The sequence below is a fragment of the Paenibacillus sp. FSL L8-0435 genome (assembly GCF_037965655.1).
In the GTDB taxonomy this organism is placed as follows: Bacteria; Bacillota; Bacilli; order Paenibacillales; family Paenibacillaceae; genus Paenibacillus.
Genome location: NZ_CP150185.1, coordinates 885,955 through 906,016 on the forward strand (window position 1 = coordinate 885,955; position 20,062 = coordinate 906,016).

15 protein-coding genes and 1 pseudogene are annotated in these 20,062 nt (G+C 44.5%); 9 read left to right on the plus strand and 7 right to left on the minus strand.

The features are described 5' to 3' along the window. The first annotated feature begins 111 nt into the window (after positions 1-111). Positions 112-1,107 carry a BtrH N-terminal domain-containing protein gene (locus NST33_RS04105; protein WP_221818767.1) on the plus strand — a complete coding sequence of 332 codons (996 nt, stop codon included), beginning with the start codon at positions 112-114 and terminating at the stop codon, positions 1,105-1,107. 70 nt (positions 1,108-1,177) lie between these two features. Here the strand turns inward: NST33_RS04105 and NST33_RS04110 are convergent, their stop codons facing one another. Continuing rightward, positions 1,178-3,700: a transglutaminase-like domain-containing protein gene (locus tag NST33_RS04110; RefSeq protein WP_339306871.1), complete on the minus strand. Its 2,523-nt coding sequence runs from the start codon at positions 3,698-3,700 to the stop codon at positions 1,178-1,180. A gap of 303 nt (positions 3,701-4,003) precedes the next feature. Here NST33_RS04110 and NST33_RS04115 point away from each other — a divergent pair. Both NST33_RS04115 and NST33_RS04120 read left to right on the plus strand, forming a co-directional pair. Then, positions 4,004-4,422: pseudogene (locus NST33_RS04115) on the plus strand (ester cyclase). Positions 4,423-4,549: 127 nt separating this feature from the next. Next, positions 4,550-6,928: an NdvB protein gene (locus tag NST33_RS04120; RefSeq protein WP_221818769.1), complete on the plus strand. Its 2,379-nt coding sequence runs from the start codon at positions 4,550-4,552 to the stop codon at positions 6,926-6,928. Positions 6,929-7,039: 111 nt separating this feature from the next. On the opposite strand, the gene NST33_RS04125 is transcribed toward NST33_RS04120, so the two are convergent. Beyond that, positions 7,040-7,807 carry a GNAT family N-acetyltransferase gene (locus tag NST33_RS04125; RefSeq protein ID WP_221818770.1) on the minus strand — a complete coding sequence of 256 codons (768 nt, stop codon included), beginning with the start codon at positions 7,805-7,807 and terminating at the stop codon, positions 7,040-7,042. A gap of 153 nt (positions 7,808-7,960) precedes the next feature. On the opposite strand from NST33_RS04125, the gene NST33_RS04130 reads away from it, so the two are divergent. After that, a complete protein-coding gene (locus tag NST33_RS04130) occupies positions 7,961-8,623 on the plus strand; it encodes a SprT family zinc-dependent metalloprotease (RefSeq protein WP_105602145.1) in 663 nt (220 codons plus the stop codon). A 116-nt stretch (positions 8,624-8,739) separates the two neighbouring features. On the opposite strand, the gene NST33_RS04135 is transcribed toward NST33_RS04130, so the two are convergent. Further along, positions 8,740-9,822, minus strand: a complete 1,083-nt coding sequence (locus tag NST33_RS04135) for a saccharopine dehydrogenase (RefSeq protein ID WP_339306873.1) — start codon at positions 9,820-9,822, stop codon at positions 8,740-8,742. 99 nt (positions 9,823-9,921) lie between these two features. After that, entirely contained in the window at positions 9,922-10,242 is a 321-nt protein-coding gene (locus NST33_RS04140; protein WP_017690570.1) for a metalloregulator ArsR/SmtB family transcription factor, read from the minus strand. Between the two features lie 185 nt (positions 10,243-10,427). Here NST33_RS04140 and NST33_RS04145 point away from each other — a divergent pair, with 185 nt between their 5' ends. Continuing rightward, positions 10,428-10,829, plus strand: a complete 402-nt coding sequence (locus NST33_RS04145; RefSeq protein WP_221818772.1) for a DUF1801 domain-containing protein — start codon at positions 10,428-10,430, stop codon at positions 10,827-10,829. A gap of 28 nt (positions 10,830-10,857) precedes the next feature. Continuing rightward, entirely contained in the window at positions 10,858-11,388 is a 531-nt protein-coding gene (locus tag NST33_RS04150; RefSeq protein ID WP_339306876.1) for an isochorismatase family protein, read from the plus strand. A gap of 144 nt (positions 11,389-11,532) precedes the next feature. Here the strand turns inward: NST33_RS04150 and NST33_RS04155 are convergent, their stop codons facing one another. Next, positions 11,533-12,984 carry a CAP domain-containing protein gene (locus tag NST33_RS04155; RefSeq protein WP_339182026.1) on the minus strand — a complete coding sequence of 484 codons (1,452 nt, stop codon included), beginning with the start codon at positions 12,982-12,984 and terminating at the stop codon, positions 11,533-11,535. 175 nt (positions 12,985-13,159) lie between these two features. Here NST33_RS04155 and NST33_RS04160 point away from each other — a divergent pair, with 175 nt between their 5' ends. The 3 genes from NST33_RS04160 to NST33_RS04170 all read left to right on the plus strand — a co-directional run bounded on the left by NST33_RS04160 (position 13,160) and on the right by NST33_RS04170 (position 16,668). Further along, positions 13,160-14,743, plus strand: coding sequence for a glycosyltransferase family 39 protein (locus NST33_RS04160; protein WP_339306878.1), 1,584 nt, complete (start codon positions 13,160-13,162; stop codon positions 14,741-14,743). Between the two features lie 4 nt (positions 14,744-14,747). Further along, the gene (locus NST33_RS04165; protein WP_339306880.1) at positions 14,748-15,275 is read left to right on the plus strand and encodes a hypothetical protein; all 528 of its coding nucleotides are present in this window, start codon (positions 14,748-14,750) and stop codon (positions 15,273-15,275) included. Positions 15,276-15,681: 406 nt separating this feature from the next. Further along, complete coding sequence (locus NST33_RS04170; protein WP_339306882.1) at positions 15,682-16,668, plus strand: phosphotransferase; 987 nt, start codon at positions 15,682-15,684, stop codon at positions 16,666-16,668. 144 nt (positions 16,669-16,812) lie between these two features. On the opposite strand, the gene NST33_RS04175 is transcribed toward NST33_RS04170, so the two are convergent. After that, positions 16,813-19,056, minus strand: coding sequence for an S-layer homology domain-containing protein (locus NST33_RS04175; RefSeq protein WP_339306884.1), 2,244 nt, complete (start codon positions 19,054-19,056; stop codon positions 16,813-16,815). A gap of 233 nt (positions 19,057-19,289) precedes the next feature. Then, the gene (locus NST33_RS04180) at positions 19,290-19,892 is read right to left on the minus strand and encodes a hypothetical protein (RefSeq protein ID WP_339306886.1); all 603 of its coding nucleotides are present in this window, start codon (positions 19,890-19,892) and stop codon (positions 19,290-19,292) included. Positions 19,893-20,062 lie beyond the last annotated feature (170 nt).

Sequence of the window (20,062 nt, forward strand, 5' to 3'; positions counted from 1 at the left end):
AATATATTCAAGAACATGTTCTTCGCTCCCAGCTCTGAGAGTGCGTTGCTTATACAATGAATCTGTTCAGATCAATATACTATGCCTAGGAATCGAAGGAGGAATTCTGTAATGGCCAAGAATGTACTTAAACTAGGTGACCCTGTCATAAGCACGTACACATCGTATGGGACATTAACATCCGTTATGAACGAAGATTTATGGCCATGGATTTTCAATAACTTTATACAAATCAGGTATGCACATGGATGGGGAATTTTTTCGTTTGATTCTCATCAGTTTCTGCTAAGTACCTGTCCGGGAATTTCCTTTTACAACCTGCCACAAGAAATTGTGATTAGCAAATGGGGAACATCACTTAAGCAAGTGATTACAGAAGCGATAGATATGGGATATTATCTATATATTTATGCAGATAGATACTACATTGCGTGTACAGACTATTATCAGAAAGAACATCTTATGCATGAATTGTTGGTGTACGGGTATGACCTGGATCAAAATTTGATATACATTGCTGATAATCTAGATGATGGTAAATTCATACAAACCGCATGCAGTCTGGATGAACTTGAGAAAGGCTACTGGGCCATGTCTAACGAATACAGTTTTTGGACAGAAGTGAGATTTCTTAAGCCTATCCAGAATATCAATTATGCAATTCATGTGGAGCAAATGATAACGGCGATGGAAAACTATCTTAATTCAAGCGAGACATATGACTTAGTGAGAGATCAGAAATACGATTTTGGAATGAAAGCCATTCAACGTATCTTTACCGACATTGAGCAGGCAGCCCTAGTTGGAGAAGCGTTGGATTCACGAGTCTTTCATCTCTTGTATGAACATAAGCTATTAATGGAGTTACGTTTATCTTACTTAATGGAGAAATCAATCATTGAACGAGATGCAACCTTCATGGAATTAAGCACTATTCTGAAACAGGACTACTTTAAATTGAGAAATATAGTTCTGAAATACAATATAACGCGTGATGCAAGTACACTTAGTAAAATAAGTGAGAGGCTGCAACAGAATCTCATGAAAGAAAAAGCATTTATTTCTTCTTTTATTACCAGATTGCAACAGGTTAAATCAATGGCTTGAAGTCATCTAATAATAGACAAAAAATCCCCTTTGCTTGTTAGAAAGCAAGGGGGATTCCTGTGTAACTAAGTTACTTCTGCTCTGGTTTCGGGTCCAGAATGGCATAACTGCCTAGCGTGGCTAATTGTGCTGTATTCAGAAGCGCTTCATCCACTGCAGCGAGGGCTTCACCGGCAGCTGTCATCAGCTCATCAGAGTCAACAGGTGAGGCGAAACGGAGAATGACCCGGTTCTCTCCTTTTTTGAGTTCACTCTCAGCCTTGGTTTTGTACTCATTAATGGACGCGACTTCGAGATCATTCTGCACATAATAATCATTGGCATCGCTCTCGCCATTAAACATCGTGAGCTCGGAATCAAGCCAATAATCTTGATCCGCTATCGTTTTCTGACTTGCAGCAGTCTCATCATTGGCATTGTACAGGAAATACGGGATGCCGGAGTTCGTCAGGTTGTTGGTGGCATCGACATGGAACCATTCGTTCCCGATTTTGACCTTGTTCCATGCATGTGGAACGCCGCTGGAAGCGCCCGTTACAACGATGCTTTCCAATCCCGAGAGATCGGAGAGCAATTTGTAAACGGAAGCATAGCTGGCACATACCCCAACTCCTTTGACCAGAATACCGTATGTGGTAAACGAGTCATTAAACTGTGGATCGACATTTTTGAAGTTGTTTTGCTCCGCATTTTCCAGCGCTGCATCATCATACTTCGCGTTATCGTTCAGATAATCGTAGATGGCTTTCCGTTTCTCGTCTTCGTTCATACCATTCTTGATAATGGAAGCCACCACTTCGTTTGCTTTGGCAATAATCTCATCTTGCTTCTTCTGGATTCCACTAGCCGATTCATTGTAATAAATGGAAAGGGTAAGTGTACCATAGTTGTATTCGAAACCTTCCACACCAAGAATCAATGGATTCTGGTACATCACTTTCAGAACAACATCCGAGAGTGTCGAGAAATTTTGAGCTTCGGGAAAAGCTTTTAACGAAATTTTATCTTGTGCCGCAATCATATTTTTGGCTAAAACTTCTTCCAATGCGGAATCTGCATTGATCATTGCATCACCTGTAGCAGGCTGAGGCACGGTTTCCTGATTACCTTGTTCTACATTTTGCTGTGTATTGGATTTCTGTTCATCTACCAGGTTGTCTTCTTCAGCTTCGGGAGCTGGAGCAGGTGCTTCATTGGAAGCTTCTTCAGAAGCCATATCTGAAGAATTATCAGAAGTATCATCGGAAGCCTCAGTAGATAGAGGATCAGTTGCATCTTCTGACGTTCCAGTATCGGTTGTAGACTCTGGAGTTGAAGTTTCCGAAGCCGGTGCTTCCTCTGTTTCCGTTGCAGACTCAGGTGCATCATGATTGTTGATGATCGTTGGCACATCAGGTGCAGGAACGTAAGGTGTGTCATTCTTTGGTTCCACCAGTCCGTTGCTGGAATCGGCTACGGTTTGCTGAGCAAGTCTGTCCAGGTCTGCTTGGGTCACATTTTCTACACGCACGTAACTTTTCAGAGCTGTTCCTTTAATATGAAAAGGAATATTCGTTTCATTGAACTCTGAAATTTCTACGCTTTTGGTATCATAGACAATGGTTTCACGAGCTAGAGAGCCGTCATTGTACTCAACTGTTGCTTTCTGAGGAAGTACATCTATATTCTTTAATTTCTCCCTATACAATTGTTCTTTCAGAGATGTTGGCAACTGGGAAGCAAGCGGAGCTGTAGGGACACCTCTGCTAAAATTGGATTCTTTGCCTCCGCCGATTGCAGTGACGTAATATTCTCCTCGTATACCATGGTTCTGAGTGGTAGTTATCATTTCATTATAAGTGCCTAGCCCGCCTTTTCCGTCTCTCAAAAAATCATTGAAAGACGTCTCTGTCGTTACCGCAATATCTAAAGGCAGACTATTACTGAACGCGTCCTCTGCGCCAGTTAGAGGTACATTTGTATCGAAGTTGGTTAGGTCAGAACGTTTATAAATTTTATATTCTGTGGCACCTTCAACCTTGTCCCAGACCAACTTGAACCGTCTATCTTTGTCAATTTCGTATCTTAGGTTAGGTACAGGTAACTCTGACTTCACTGTAAACGGAATAATGATGGGTTCATCGAGCAACGTCATGTTCTCTGCGTCAGGATCATAATTCAGACGAATGTAATAAATGGGGGCACCACCCCAAGAACTTTGGCCCCTGTTCATCATGGAATCTGAACTTAAAACGCCCCATCCAAGAGGTCTAATAGAAATACTATTGTCATGAATATCTGATAATAAAGGTACTTCACTTGCTTTGAGTGCTTTAATATCGGTATGTACGGATATGGTATCTCTCAGGGACCAATTAGATTTTCCTAAATCTGCTTTAAAATTGAACGTAAATTCTTCATCCTGAGCTACATTGTACATCGGCATGATCGCTTGTTCCGATTCAGAGCCGTATTTCTGCTTCAAACTTAAAATGGTAGAACCTTCTACTACTTCTGTAGGGTTATTTTCGGACGGACTACTCTCCTGTTCAGTACTCTGGCATCCAGCCAGTAACAGGGTGAGTGCAAACATAATGAAAAATAGACGTTTCATGATACACCGCTTTCTTGTTTTTCTGAGTTGTTCTAATGCTACGTTTCTACACACCGAAAGATTATCAGATATGGTTAAAACCCTTACTCGAACCTCTTAACGGACAAACCTCCTATTAATTTCCTAATATCCTTTGCTAGTTTATGGTCATATTGACGCATTGTCAAGGCGATATGGTAGGTTTTAAGTCCTGTAGAACAATAGAACAGTTGTAATTATGTAGCGAGGGGACCATGTTAAAATACAAGAGTTACTACATATTTATATATATAACAGAATAATCTGAGGAGGCTGGGGTGGCGTATGACAGCAGAAAAGATTGTCAGAACCTTTTTTGAAGAGGTCCGATCAGGCCGAAATCCTGATTATGCAAACAAAGTGATGGCGGAACAGGTAATGCCCATCAAGTGATATCTGAAGAAGAGGTCACAGTGACCCGAACCCCTTCCGATTATGCGGATCATGTCCGAGAAATGATCGAAGCTTACGGGGAGTTTTCACTCGAAATTCAGGAGTTGCTGACGCAAGGCGATAAAGTCTATGTGCGCTGGAGACAAACGGGAACCCATATCGGCAAAGTGGACGGATACAGTCCAACGAACCTCCCGGTGATTGAAATTGCCAGTGCGGTATATCGAGTGGAAAACGAACGAATTGCAGAGTATTGGATACAGATCGACAGGTTGGGCATCGAGAGACAATTGGAACGTAATCGGAGCTGAGTTTCTCAGCTCTTTTTTAGTTTTCAGTTCTTTGTAAGCGTTCCCGTGTTATAATGGACAAAGTTGTATACAAGTTACCTAAAACGTTTTCTGTCTTTTGACTATTATCTGAAAGTGAGGTTCAGTGATGATTAAAGCAACGGAAGATAATCAATATGTTGAACTAACAAGCCCTACAAGTTTACCGAAGGCATCCGGATTCCTTTGGAATGAAAAGATGATGATTCATGTGAATTGCCGGGGGTACGCGGTGGCCCAATTCATGCAGCCCGAACCTGCTAAATACTCGTATGCGCCCAACCTGGAAGCGAAGACGTTTATGCAACCGGAGCAGCCATATTATGCACACCATCCGGGACGGTTTGTCTACATTAAAGATGAAGTAAGTGGCGAAATCTTCTCCGCTCCGTATGAACCGGTTCGCAAGCAAGCGGATAGCTATACGTTCGCCGTAGGCAAACACGATATTCATTGGAAAGTCGTCCAAGACGACATTTGCATCGAGATGTCCCTGCGTCTGCCGAAGGAAGAGGTCATGGAGCTGTGGCGTGTGAAGGTAACCAATCTGTCTTCGAGAAAACGCAAGCTTAGTATCTACCCGTATTATACGGTTGGCTATATGTCATGGATGAACCAGTCCGGTTCATATGTGGAAGATTTGCAGGGCATTGTCTGCTCGGCGGTTACGCCGTATCAGAAATATCAGGATTATAGCAAAATCAAAAACTACAGCGACAAAACCTATCTGCTTGCAGATCACCAGCCGACCGCGTGGGAAGTGAATCATGAGAGCTTTGAAGGCGAAGGCGGACTTCATAATCCTTCTGCCCTTCAGTCGGAGACACTCGCTGGTGGAGATGCACGTTATGAGACACCAGTGGCCGTATTGCAATACAGAGTAGAGTTGGAAGCGGGAGCGGAGCAGGCATATCGATTTATTTTTGGCCCGGCTCATGATGAGACAGAGATTGAGGGCATTCGTCAGCATTATTTTGTGAAGCAGAATGAGGCAGGACAGGATGGTTTCACCGCAGCCGAGCAGGAATATGCTGAATATATTGCAGAAGGGCAAGGGAACATCCAGATTGAGACACCGGACAGCTGGTTAGATAATGTCGTGAATCACTGGTTGCCTCGCCAGATGTATTATCATGGCAAAACGAATCGTCTGACAACTGATCCGCAGACGCGGAATTATTTGCAGGACAACATGGGCATGAGTTACATTCAGCCGCAGATTGCGCGGGCTGCGTTCTTGACCGCTCTCTCTCAGCAGCATATAAGCGGCGCCATGCCAGATGGCATTATTTTGCACCCGGACGCAGAACTGAAATATATTAACCAGGTTCCTCATACCGATCACTGCATCTGGCTTCCGGTCTGTATGAAGACCTATTTGGATGAAACGAATGACTATAGCATTTTGGAGGAACAGGTTGCTTTTACAGACAGTGAACAGAAGGTTACCGTACTGGAGCATATGAATCTTGCAATGCGCTGGTTGATCCATGAGCGTGATGCGCGTGGGTTGAACTATATCAATCAGGGTGACTGGTGTGATCCGATGAACATGGTGGGATACAAAGGCAAAGGCGTATCCGGCTGGCTGACCATTGCGACGGCATATGCGTTCAATGTGTGGGCAGATATTGGTGAACAGGCAGGGCATGCCGAGGTTGCAGCGGAATTCCGTCAGGAAGCCAATCAGACCAATGCGGTAGCCAATGAGTATCTGTGGGATGGAGACTGGTATGCCCGCGGAATTACAGATGATAACGTCGTGTTTGGTGTAAGCAAAGACGTGGAAGGACGCATCTATATCAATCCTCAGAGCTGGGCACTTATGAGCGGTGCTGCGGATCAGGAGAAACAGGAGAAGTTAATCCGTGCCGTAGAGGAACAATTGGAGACGCCATATGGTGTCGAAAAGCTTGCGCCGTCCTTTACAGCCATGCGGGAGGATGTAGGACGTGTTACGCAGAAACATCCCGGAAGTGCAGAGAATGGTGCAGTGTACAATCACGCGGCGGCTTTCTATATTTATGCGTTGTACCTGGTGGGCGAGAAGGAGAAGGCGTATCGTCTGCTGCGTAAAATGATTCCGGGGCCCGATGCCGAGGATATTCTCCAACGGGGTCAGCTACCTGTATTTATCCCAAATTATTATCGTGGAGCCTATCATCAATTCCCACGTACAGCCGGGCGTTCCAGTCATCTGTTCAACACCGGCACGGTGCCTTGGGTGTATCGTTGCCTGATCGATGGCCTGTTCGGACTGCAAGGTCATGCACAAGGACTTCAAGTGCGTCCACAACTGCCTGAGGATTGGAGCGAGGCGTCGGTTACACGGTTGTTCCGCGGGGCTGAGCTGAACGTGAACATGAAGAAGGATGCAGCTGTCCAAGCGATTGAAGTGCATGTTGACGGTCAACGAATTGAAGGCGATATCATCAAGAACATACAAGCCGGCGTGAAATATGAGGTGCTGGTGAAGCTGCCATTGTAGAAAAGCGCAAGGAGTAATGCTGAACGATGTGAAGAGTTTTGAACAACCACGAAGCAAATTAAAAACTGCCTTTCCTTCATAGAAGGAGGGCAGTTTTTAATTTCAGCTTGATCAGGACTCGCTCGATTCTTTGACTCGGTACCAATAGCTATAAATCTCGGAATAACCCAGCTTGGCGTAAAGCTTCAAGGCAGGTGCATTATTCGCAACCACTTGCAGGTAACTGGAGGTAGCGCCCTGTCTTTTTGCCCAATGGAGGAGATGAAGGATCATCTGTTCAGCAAGCCCACGATTTCGGAAGTTAGCGTCTGTAATGATGTCATATAATCCAATGTAGCCACGTTCAATTACACCGAACCCACAAGCGACGACTTGCCCGTCGATCAACAGCGAAATGAAACCTACCTTTGTCCGGATATTGTCCAACATTAATTTGGTCGTTTCCCGTTGCAGATCATTCACCTGATTTAGCCTGCAAAAATGATCCAGCCACGTTGCGGTCAACTGCTCGTCAATCTGTACAGCATGGTGCTCAGGCTCTTTGATATGTTCCAGACTCCGAGTCTGGAGGTGGGTGAGATCCACTACAGCATACCCTTTGTCTTGCAAAAGTTGATCGAGATGATCCGGCTGAATAAACGGCGTGATTTTAAATATGGTATTTAACTGATTGGAAGCATAGATGCGCTCACATTCCTCTATCTTTTCATGCACATCTAGCGTGGAGTAGTGGATCGGTTGAACGGAGTTGGCACGTTTGGTGTATCCTTTGGCAAAACGCAGTACCCAGCCGTCATATAATAAGGTGGACAAGGGTTGCCAGTGGTTAAGCGATAGTTCTTCAATGGTTTTGTGTTCTGAATCTATGGTATGCGTCATATCCAACCTCCGATTTTATGATTAAATAATAATACATAATAATGTATAAAAATACAATAAGGATAGATATATCGTCGAACAGTATGCATTATAGCCGGAGATGGTATACAATTTGATTTGGTTGAAAGAATAACTTCAGAAGCGGAGCGCATTATGCTAACTATAGAATTAAATAATCACAGTATTAACTGTCATATCCAATACGGCAAACGCAAGAAAGTTTCAATCACGATGGACTTACCTTATATGGTAACAATCAAAGCACCCAATGGTACCAGTGAAGACATGATCCGGCAACTTGTAGAGCAGCACGGGGATGTGATTTTGAAGAAATCCGCTCTGATGCAGCGGGCGCTCGATGGTCCTCAAGCCAAGGAATACGAAGATGAGGGCAAGGGAAAGTTTCTGCTTTTTGGCAAGGAGCATGCACTGCATGAATTAATCCCTGTAGAGGGTCTGACAGAAGAAGAGCTGCGAGCGAATCTGAAGAAGTTTTATTTTGCCGAGTGTAAACGCATGATTGGGGAGCGCATTGGACGTTATCAGCAGGAGTTGAAGGTGAAGCCGAAGTCAGTAGAGATCGTAGATTCTCCCACCAAGTGGGGCAGTTGCAGCTGGGACAAAAAACTTACGTTCAATTATCGCCTGGCGATGGCGCCACTGGAAGTGATCGATTATGTCATCATTCATGAACTTTGCCATATTCACCACATGAATCATGATCGCTCTTTCTGGCGGCGTATTGGCAGTATCATGCCGGATTACAAAACAAAAGAAGATTATCTGATGCGCAATGGTCGAGCCATGACGTTGTAATTCCAGACCCAAGCTTTCACTTGGACACGATAGATACCTCCATTATAATTTGTGAAATCCGCGAAGGTCCCACTGTTTGCAGTGAGCGGCTTCGCGGATTTTTGGTTATGTCTGGATCAGGAGTGGGTTACTTGAACGCCGTATTGTTTGAAAAAATGAGTAACCGCATCCATATCCATTCGATCATCGAATAGATGCTCAGGATAATAGATGCCTGGAGCCATAGGCTTGTCCGTTGGCATCATCAGTATCTTCTCGGCTTGCACCGCAGCGCCGAGTGCAGTCATGTGGGTCTGACCGAGTGGGTCAGAGACTGTCATCGTTCGTTTAACGTCGTTTCCTTTTGCATCCAGCCCTTTCAATTGAATGACCAGATGATGTGCACTTCCAGTTCCTGGATTATAGAGCAACTTTCGCCGGAATGGCTTGAAACGTTCACCGCTGATCATCTTCCAGACTCCAGTTTTAACCAGTCCCGTGAGTGCATAGGTAGATACTTTACTATCGAATGCAATGCGGAAGCTGGATGAATCAATATGACTGGTATGAGGTAATGTGACGTGATCGGGTGTATCCAATCTGTAACATGGAGTCGTATACCCGTTCGGGAAATGAACTTTGATCGGATCTGTCATGGGATAGACGAGTCGATGTGTATTGGATTCGGTTATCTGAAAAGGAATACTCATCCGGTCCATGAAGGCTGCCGAATCAGGGCCGGCCTTATCCCGCAGCGACCATAGGGCATGAATGTTTACTTCGACATGTTGCAGAGAGTTAGAAAGTATCATGGCAAAGAGTGACGCCGTTCCTGCCATCCATCCAGAGGACAGCACTACCGGAGCATGAAGCTCTTCCTGCTCTATTGTACGGATCGCTTGATTGAACACCTCAGTCCAGCGTGTTATATCGATGAGTGGGATTCTCCTCCGCACTGCCGATACCAGTAGCCGATCATCCAGATCGTTCACTGCATTAATGATTAACGATATATTCTCTCCTGCGTGAATCAGTGGATCGTCTGCATGGGTATCAACAACAACCGTTTGGACACGATTGGATGGAAAAGGTGCTGCTTTACCCGCAGAACGACCTCCCAATACCAATTCCAGATCAGGATGCCTGTCATGCAAAATGCGGGCAAGCTGTGCGCCTACAGCACCATAGCCTCCAGCGATGAGAACTCTTTTTCTGTTCATTCGATAAACCTCCGTTGATGTGTTTATGTACTTATATGTTTAAACTTTTAAACATAATAGAGTGAAGAAAAGGAATGCAGTTCACCAGCGCGGTACGCGCTAGCTCTGACATTCCACTTCCACGAGATGAACGAGCTGTTTGAGCAATTCGATCGCATCGTTGAACTCCAGCTTGTAATACATCTCCGTACCTTTTTTCTGAACCGATAACAGCCCGGATTGACGCAATATTTTCAAATGATGAGAGACCGTAGGGCGTGACATGGGGACATGCTCTGCAATCTGTGATACGTTCATGCTCTCTTGATCAATGAGCAGCGATATGATTCGCTGGCGAACGGGATCTCCCAAACCTTGAAGATAAGGACTTAGATTCTCGAAAATATCAATTACTTTTTGGTTACCCATCGATTCGTTCATGGCTCACTCCGTTATAATGTTTAATTGTTTAAACGTATTATAAGGCTTAGTTCACTTAAAAATCAAATTTAACATTCCAAGTTGCAGGAAAATAGCTGTTCCGTTTGTCCATTTGAAGTACAATATAAGCAAATATGCCCGTACCACGAATCCATTGATGTATCCGTGGGTGGAAGGAGTCCAAGATGGCTGAGAGTAACCATTATTCGGTGCTGGTAGATGAATATATCTCGGAGTTTGCACCTGATGTACAGGTGAGATTACAGGCGTTAAGACAGATTATTCGTGAAGCGGCTCCGAACGCCGAAGAGAAGATCAGTTACAAGATGCCCACGTATGCACAGCATGGGAATCTGGTTCATTTTGCCGCATACCAGCATCATATTGGGTTTTACCCTGCTCCCACGGGGATTCTGGCGTTCAAGGAGGAACTCTCCAAGTACAAAGGGGCTAAGGGATCTGTCCAGTTTCCGCTGGACCAGCCATTGCCGGAGGATCTGATCCGCCGGATTGTGGAGTATCGGGTGAAAGAAAATGTGGAGATCGCGTCAGAAAAAAAACGCAAAAAAGGTAGCGCTGGAGGCTGAAAGGCCTGTCTATGGAAGGAGATAGCGGGTGAATAAAGGGTTAATTGTACTTGATGTGCAGCATGGGCTTACAAGTCTGAGGGATGTATCTGTTACAATTGCAAAGATTCAGTCTGTTATTACCATTTTTGAAAAGATGAACTGGCCTATTGTGTTTACCAAACATCTGGACCAGGACAATGAAGAATCCTCTCTATATTATGAGAAAAGTGCCAATTTGGAGATTGTAGTTGATACCAGGGAACATCCTATTCTGGAGAAAAGTAAACCGAGTGCGTTCAGTAATAAGGAACTGATAAAGTGGCTGCTGGATCATCAGATTGAACATGTATTCATTGTTGGATTCAACATGGAGTATTGTTGTCTGTTTACAGCGATTAATGCTGAACATGAGGGGTTTAAAGTAACCCTGATTGAAGATGCGGCGGGTACAGTAAATACAGCAGAAACGTATGAAATGAAGGGATTAGACATACAGGATTTTATCGGTTCGATTCTGAATTGGTCAGGTTGTATTGAGGTTCTATACATGAATGAATTCAAGGAACAGTATACTTAATTCTTGAGTTCAATCTCTCAAAAGCTCATATCATAAACCAAAAAACAGTCGGATGCCTACGCATTCGACTGTTTGTGTTTTTAGATTTTACTTTGGTCGTTACTACACTGTACTTCGTTCTGTTCCTATTCTCTTCCTTCACTTCTATTCAAAGGAATAGGTGACGTTTGAATTACTTGCTGTAGGAATGAAGTACATGAAACTTGGGTCCACTTGCAAATAGATGGTCAGATCAGACACGCCCAGATTAGGAACCGTCAGACTGAATCGACCGTTAGCATCCAGCTTCACCGTTTCCGTACGAATATGTTTTTCTTCTGGAGAAGGACCGTGGATTTGGAAAGAGAACGTTTTATTCGCATAAGCCGCGAGTGTTCCCCGTACTTTCAGCGTACGAGCCGCTGTATATTCGAACTGCATCAGATGATTATCGAGATAATCTTCGTTCCCCGTATCCGGTTTTTGTGGCTCTGTTCCAGGGTCTTGTGGTTCTGTCCCAGGATTCTGTGGATCAGTCACAGGCTCTTGTGAAGGATTGCTAACTGAGAAGAAACGAGTCTGGTATGAAATTTCTGCTTTGGCCCCGTCTTTCCTTTTCAAACCTGTAATACGAACGTTGAATGTGTCGCCTGCCTTCAAGGATTTCAAATTATCCGGGCGGAAAATGACAGCATAGTTATACCCATAACCATCAGTATTTACATTGAAAAAGGCCTTTGCAGGATCACTGCTAACCGGGGTTTTAGATCCCAATACCCAAGTTTTCTGATCTGATGAACGGACGATCTCCACTTGTACCTCGGAATTGGAAGGCTTTGCGAAGACGTCCGGGTTCAGCTGTGCAGACCAGGCTTGAGACACATGGAATGCCTCAATCGGGAATGCCCCTTTGTTTGGATACAAGTTGTAATTGTAATTGAGTTTTCCTGAACGGCTTGTATCCATAACCTGCATGGTACTGAAATGGCTTGCATAGTTTTTGTTGTCCCGGGATGCAATCCCGAAGCCAACCTTCTTCAGTTGCGGACTCAAAATCCAGCGGCGATGGCCGAGTGCTGCAATGTTGCTGGCATCGGAATCATCCATATATGCTTCAACGCTTTTGACTGCAAGGTTGCCGGCAGCAGTATAGGAAGCGTACAGGTTGGAGCTTGAAGTCGACTTGGCTCCCAGATCAAAGAAGTCTTTCGGCATATCTGCCGGACGAGCCGGGAAGTGGGTCAATTCTCCGGTAGAAACAACAACTGCTCCATGTTGGGCTTGACGATTGAGTGCAGCGTCCAGGACAAGATCGCCCTCTAACCCGGATAGATAACGATAGAAGTTCGCTGCACCTAGAGCCTGTTTCAATGAGGAATCACTTACTACACCAGCAACGTAAGGTGCCTTGGTCGAGGGGTTCTGTGTGAAAGTGGCTGTCTGGTCCTTACTACTCATCCATTGCGTCCATTTCTGACTGATTTCCTGTTCACTTCGCTCAGGCAGCAAACTGTCGACAGGGGCCGCAGCGATCTGCTGGGTTCCGAGCAGCAGGAATAACAGGCCTGCCAGAGGAAGAGAGAGTAACGAGCGGATGTACCTTTTTTGAATAACCATCTTCTGATCTCCTTTTAGTTAAAAATATTAATATTATGTATTCGATGTATATTATCGACATTAGAGGGATAATTCGTTAGATTTATGAATTGAATTGTTTGTTCGAATTCAGCGATTTTTCAGCCAGAGCCTTTATAATACTCACGGAATCCTGTATTCGAAAAGGAGTTTTGGTATGTCTAAGATGCTGCAAAAATCGTTTTATCTCATTCTGCTCGTGTTTGTTGCGGTGTTTATTGTTTCGTCCTTGTTGGTTCGGGCGCAGTACAACTACGCTTTGTATGGGGACAATCCCATTCTGAGCAGGCAGCAGTGGAGTGTTTTTCTCCCGGTCATTCTTTTGCTTCTGGGTTCAGGTGTCGGGTTATATGTTCTGTGTCTGAAACTGAACAAATACAGCCCGAAGGTAGTTATTCCGATTGTGCTGTTATGTTCTCTGGTCATTCAGATCATCATCATTTTTGTATTTCCGAGAGTGCCCACCGATGATTCACAGACCGTTCTCTCACTCGCCATAAACATGCTGTATGACCAAGACTACTCCACGTTTGAAGCGGGTGGTTATCTGCATATGTTCCCGTTTAATTACTCGATCGTGTTGTACCTGAAGACATTGCTGTACCTGTTTCCAGACAACTATCTGGTCATCAAACTATTTAATATTTTGTTTTCAACGTTAACAACGTTCATGATTTATCTTATTTATAAACAAGTGAATGACAGATCCACGGAACGTGATTACGGTGTGTTGATCTTTGCAGCAACGTACCTGCCTTCCCTGTTCCTAAACAACCTGATCTATAACGATGTGATTGCTACAGCATTTCTGACATCTTGTTTATACTTTGTTATTCGTTTTGTACGTGAAAAGTCTTGGAAAACAATTGTCATTGCCGCCGTTTTTCTCGCGATGGGCAACTACTTCCGAAGCATCGGCGTGATCGTGCTAATTGCTGCCATCATATATATTCTGCTGAATATGCGGAGTATTGGAGCGAAGAAAGTTGTCATTTCCATCGGTGTGCTAGCTATGTTGTTTAATGTACCAACCTGGACTCAGAATGCGGTTCTTCAATCCTCGGGTGCTGTGAGCGAACCTGTCGGAGAGAATGCTGCACCAGTCTATATGTGGTTGAATATGGGGATTAATCTGGAGCGTTTTGGCTTCTGGGACAATATGGAGAGTTATCAGATCTATCAGAGACAGGCCAACTACAGTAAGGCTGAGAGCACAGCTTTATTTAAACAAGAGATTGGCAACAAGCTGTCTGAAGCAAGTGTGAGTGATTTGGTACAGATGTATTACAAAAAGATTATATGGACCTGGACCGAAGGGACGTACCAGATGGACCGCTACGGAATTGGCAATGAAAGTTCCTTGAGTGCAGGAAGAGGAAGGGTAGGTGGAATCGCAGGCTCCTATAGTTATACCAATGCGATAACAGAACTGTTGCAAGGGGATTCGGTTTATCGGACAAGTTTGCTCTGGATTGTATATGTGATGAATTTTTTGATGTACTGTTTTATTTTCATCCGGTTGGTCGGAGGAATTCGTCGTAAACAGTATGATGAAGTCTCAATAATCCTGGTCATTCTCGGATTCATCGGATTTTATATTCTGTGGGAGATTAAGTCCAGATACATCTACCCTGTATATCCGTTGTTGGTTGTGCTGTCCTATATGGGTTTCAAAGATACGTATGACTTCATATTCCATCGTAAAGGTACCTTGGAGAGATATTCCCTGAGAAAAAGGTGATCATATGCGAAAAAATAAATATTTTACATCGGTTACGCTACTCCTACTGCTGGGATGTTCGGTTATGCTTACGGGCTGTGATGTGATAACTGCCCAGAATATTACTAAGACCAGTTCTGTGCAAGGCATGAACGGTGGCGGTATGCCGAATGGTGGAACACCGAGAGGTGGAAGAGGCACCGCGGGCATGAATGATCGAACAGGCAGTCCGGGCATGACGCAGGGGATGATGAATGCCGACATTAATGGAAGAGTCATCTCCGTGAATGGAAACACAGTTACGCTGGCGTTACTTGAGGTGCAGGATACCTCATCTCCAAGCATGGAGTGGAAGGATACCGGAATGGAGATGAGATTGAATATAACTGATGATGTTACTATCACTGAAGGCATGGGAACGCCGAGTTCTGGCAATTCCAGCCCACGTGCGAATTCGTCCATTCAAGTGTCTGATCTTCAAAAAGAAAACATCGTGATGGTGTGGTATAAGGACAACACCGAGACGGTGGAACGGGTGAGGGTTGTCCAGTAAAAAATGATGGGATTATCGTCATTTTGTAATTGCTTACATTTGGCTTATCGGCTATTATGGTAACAACTGGTTTTTTGAAGGGAGTGAGCGTCATGAAACGACGGTCTAAGATGGTATGTTCTATTACTACAATGAAGGTAAGCATGAACTGAATAATTCCGGCAGACCATTCAGATACAGTGTGGGACACATCCAGTTCCCCAGTCCGATCTGAGATTTGCCGATATATAGGGATATAACTGCTCAATTTTTCTGGCGTATGCGAGGTTTATTTGCTTGTGCAAATTTCTCATACACTCAGAATTTTTAAAAGCCGCAGGCATAGCCTGCGGCTTTTTGCGCGCAAAAATAGGCATTCGTTGCCTACAAGCAATGCACATGAAACGACCAAAAAGGAGAAATGCCCATGTTAAATTTAAAATATTTATTTCAAAATAATGATCTTGCCGAGATGATTTTAAAGAATTGGAACTATGATCCTGAGTCGCTGGATATGTTTCAGTATTATCGTATATCCTCCAATGCCGTGTATCCGTTCAGAGATCAGAGGGAAGTGAGATTACTTCGATTTGCTCCGGTAGAGGAGAAAAATCTAATCAACCTTAGCGCGGAATTGGAGTTCCTCCGTTATCTTCGAACGAATCAGTATGGAGCCATGGAGGCTGTACCTTCTCATTCAGGGACAGAACTTGTAGAGGCTCACACCCCATGGGGAACGTACTATGCTTCCGTATTCAAACGAGTACCCGGATCGCAGTTAGGAAGTATTGATTTGAATGACACCATCCTGTACAGCTATGGTCAGGCGTTGGGTGAGCTGCATCATTTATCACGTACATTCATGCCTGAGCAAAAGGAGAAACGCTGGACCTATACGGATGTTTTGGATTGGATGCAGGAGATCCTGAAGGTTTTTCCTGGTGAAAGGGCTGCTCTGAACGAGGTGGAGTTCCTCCGAACATATTTTGCGATTTTACCGATGACCCAGCAAAATTTCGGACTCATCCACTACGATTTTGAACCGGACAATGTCTTCTATGACGAAGGAAGCAAGTCTTGTTATGCCATTGATTTTGATGACTCGATGTATCACTGGTACGCGATGGACGTGGAACAGAGTCTGGATAGTTTACGTGAGGAAATCGAGCCTGAGCAATGGGAAGTGAAGAAACAATTGTTCCTGAACGGGTATTGGTCGAAGACAGGAGAACGTTATGATCTGGAGAGTATGTTCCCCGCTTGTCGCCGTTTTGCCAACTTGTACGGCTATGTGCGTATGCTTCGATCTGTTGCAGAGCAGTGGTCACATGAGCCAGAGTGGATGAGCGGACTAAGAGCGAGGTTGGAGAGGAAGATGACAGAAAAGGCAGAGCAATTCAATCATCCAATTTAAAGTCTACACATAAAAAGTTATATCCACCAATACTTTGAACACTTAATATTGAACGTATGTCATGACTCATACCAGAATCAGTCCTCATAACAAACAAACCAGCTTGGGAATTCAATGTAGAATTCCTAAGCTGGTTTTTACATGTTACTCGGTATAATCACTTATCGCAGTACGCCCCGCTTCTACACTGATCCAGTAGGAATAATCTTCGCGTACGTCCACATAGAGGTTAAGTTCCTTCGCATCAAGGTTACTTACCGTTAGTTTAAAATTGCCATAGGCATCTGTTGTAACCTGCTGGGTTTGGATGTGCTCTGCAGCAGGCGAAGGACCATGAATTTTAATTGGCATCGTCTGGTTGGCATACGCCGGGAGCGTACCTTGAAGGACCAATGTGTGGTCGGCAGAATATACTGCTTTCATGGTCTGATCCGGTAGGCCGCCGTTCTTTTCATTCTCGGTAGCTTCAGTTGCATTCTTCGGTCTGCTCCATAATTCGAAGCCTTTTTCCTTCAGGTTCTGGAGAAAAACAACGGCCTCTGCCCGGGTCAAGGATTCTTGTCCCGCATAACCTTGCACCGTAGCTGCAGTTTTGCCTGAAGAGTATCCCATGTTCAGCAGATACCGGATGGCATCTTCATCCTGGGTATAATTTTTACCGCCAAGCCCCGCCACGATTACGGCTACTTCTGTTCGATTTAAGGCATGATTGCGCATCTTCGGATTCTGATTGCTGGCATCCAGCTTCAGATTCAACGCGGAAGCATAGGTATAATAACGATCACTCCAGATGTTTCCTTTGATAGCTTGTCCCTCTGCAGCATCGATGCTCTGAATGACATGGGAATTCGCATACAGCTTGAACAACATGGAGAGGAATTCGGCTTCACTCACCTGATTGTTGGGTTTGAACGTTCCATCCTCGTATCCACTGACCATCTCCTGTTGAACGGCCCATTGAATGGCATCTTTCGCCCAATGTGTGCGGATATCAGTTAATTGGGGGATTCCCGTTACCGTAACAGAGACAACCACTTCTTTCCCTTCAAAACGAACCCGAATTTCGGCTTTACCAGCCTGAAGTCCAATGATTTTTCCATCCTTGATGGCAATGCGATCTGACGTCGTGGTGAACGAAACGTTAGACTGTGGAACATAGGATGTTCCGTTATCATTCACGGCAGTGATCGAAGGCAGATCAATCTGTTCTCCTGCTCGGACTTTCAGGTTTGGTTGTTCTGGCGTTATACGGGTAAGTGTTGTATCTTGAACACCGTCCACATGGAAGAAACGTGTGGAGTATGAGATTTCCGCTGCTGTATCGTTCTTCTTTTGCAGACCTGTAATTCGAATGTTGAACGTATCGCCGTTCTTTAATAATTGCACATCGTCGGGACGGAAGATGATGGCGTAGCCATATCCATATCCACCTGTCTCTACATTGAAATAGGCTTGATTAAACCATTGTTTATCCGCAGGGTCCACGTTGTAATAACCCGTTGGAAAGCCAGTGTTCTGGTTCTTGGCATTAAAGGTCCATGTACGTTGATCGGAAGTTCGAGTCATCTCGACCTGTACCTCAGACAGTGATGGTTTCGCGAATACATCTGTATTCAGTTGAACAGACCAGGCCTGTGTACTACCAAAGGCTTCGATTGGAAAAGCTCCCTGATTCGGAAACAGACTGTAGTTAAACGAAGTTCCCCCCGTTCTGCTTTTATCAAATACCTGCATGGCACTATAGTACTGATCATATGTCTTGCCTGCTTCACTACGAGTAGCGAGTCCAAAACCGATTCTTTGCAGTTGTGGGCTCAAGATCCAGCGCCGATGGCCGAGTCGATCAATATTGGAGGCATCTGAATCATCCATGTAAGCCTGAATGCTTTTGGTCAGGACGTTATTCTTGGCACTGCTGGTAACGTACAGATTGGAGCTGCTGGCAGATTTTGAACCTGTGTCAAAGAAATCCTTTGGCATATCTCCTGGCTGTTTCGGAGAATGGGACAGGTATCCACCCGTGGAGACCACAACAGCCCCATGCTGAGCTTGACGATTCAAGGTAGGATCAAGAACAAGATCGCCCTGTAGCCCCGTGATAAAACGATAAAAGTTGGCTGCGTTCAGCCCCTGCTCCAGATAGGCATCACTTACCACACCAGCAGAGTAGGGAGCACTTGTCGAAGGTGTCTTTGTATACAGGGGAGATGTATCATTGCCATTCATCATCCACTGATTCCACTTTTGAACGATCTCCTGCTGACTTCGCTCAGGTAACAAACTGTCAACCTGTTCTGCATGTGCCGCTTGAGCACCCCATAACAGAAACAGTAAACCTGCCAACGGCAGAGTGAACAGTGAATGCATTTTATTTTTCCGGTAAACCATGTTTCCAACCCCTCTCATTTCTGAACGCACGAAGAACATATGCAAGTTCAGCATTATGGTATATTCATCGACATTACAGCTGGTTTTGCTTAGAGCCAGGCATAGGAGCATAAGGCCGAGCGTATGAAGGAGGGGGGAATTAGGAAGTTAGTGGTTCATTTGTTGAAAAAAGAGCACAGGCCACCCCGCTGATTCGGGGCAGCTTATGCTCTTTCTACATATGTATCTACTTTTTAGTCGAGACTCAGGTCGAAATCAGGCTCACACATATAATCTAATGGGTACAGATCATCTCGTGCCGAGATTAATGCACGGAAATACAGATCCCTGATACCGTGCTCAGTTGCGCTTCCATCTGAGCGATTGGAGACAAGTTCAGCTACCACAAATACGTCTTCTGCGAGGTTGCATTTAAAAAGGACATTCTTCGGATGAATAACTTCCTCCAGGTAACTGTATGTCATCACGTGAAATGTTTGTCCGCGCCAGTTTGTCTTGATCACTTTATAGGACTGCGTTCGCACCAGATCCAAATAACGTTCCAGCTGGAACGTATGCTCGAATTGTGTAATATAACCTTTTTTATCTACATCAATCGTAAACTCCACATCATAGCTTACATGCATTTCATCTTTATAAGTTCCGTTCATAACCTTCATGGCGTCAAAGTGTAATCCGAATTCCGGATCTTCTACATAGGGAATGGTAATGAGTTCGGGGTCAACATGATCTGTGATCTTGCTGTTCATGGATGGTGTGCTGTAATACTTCGATGGCTGTAGATCAATCGATCCAATCATGCTTCCTGGGAAACCAGGGCTGCAAGTTATTCGCATAGTCATCTCCTTAGTTGTTGGTCAGTAGTTAGACGAACAAGTAAGAATAAAGTTGCACCAGAGTCAATGTATTAATTTTTTGAGATTTTGTTATATTCAGAAAAATAAACTTCTATGCTTTTGATCTTTTACTATCCAAATTTCGTTAATTATTTGTAGAGGGGGTGAGG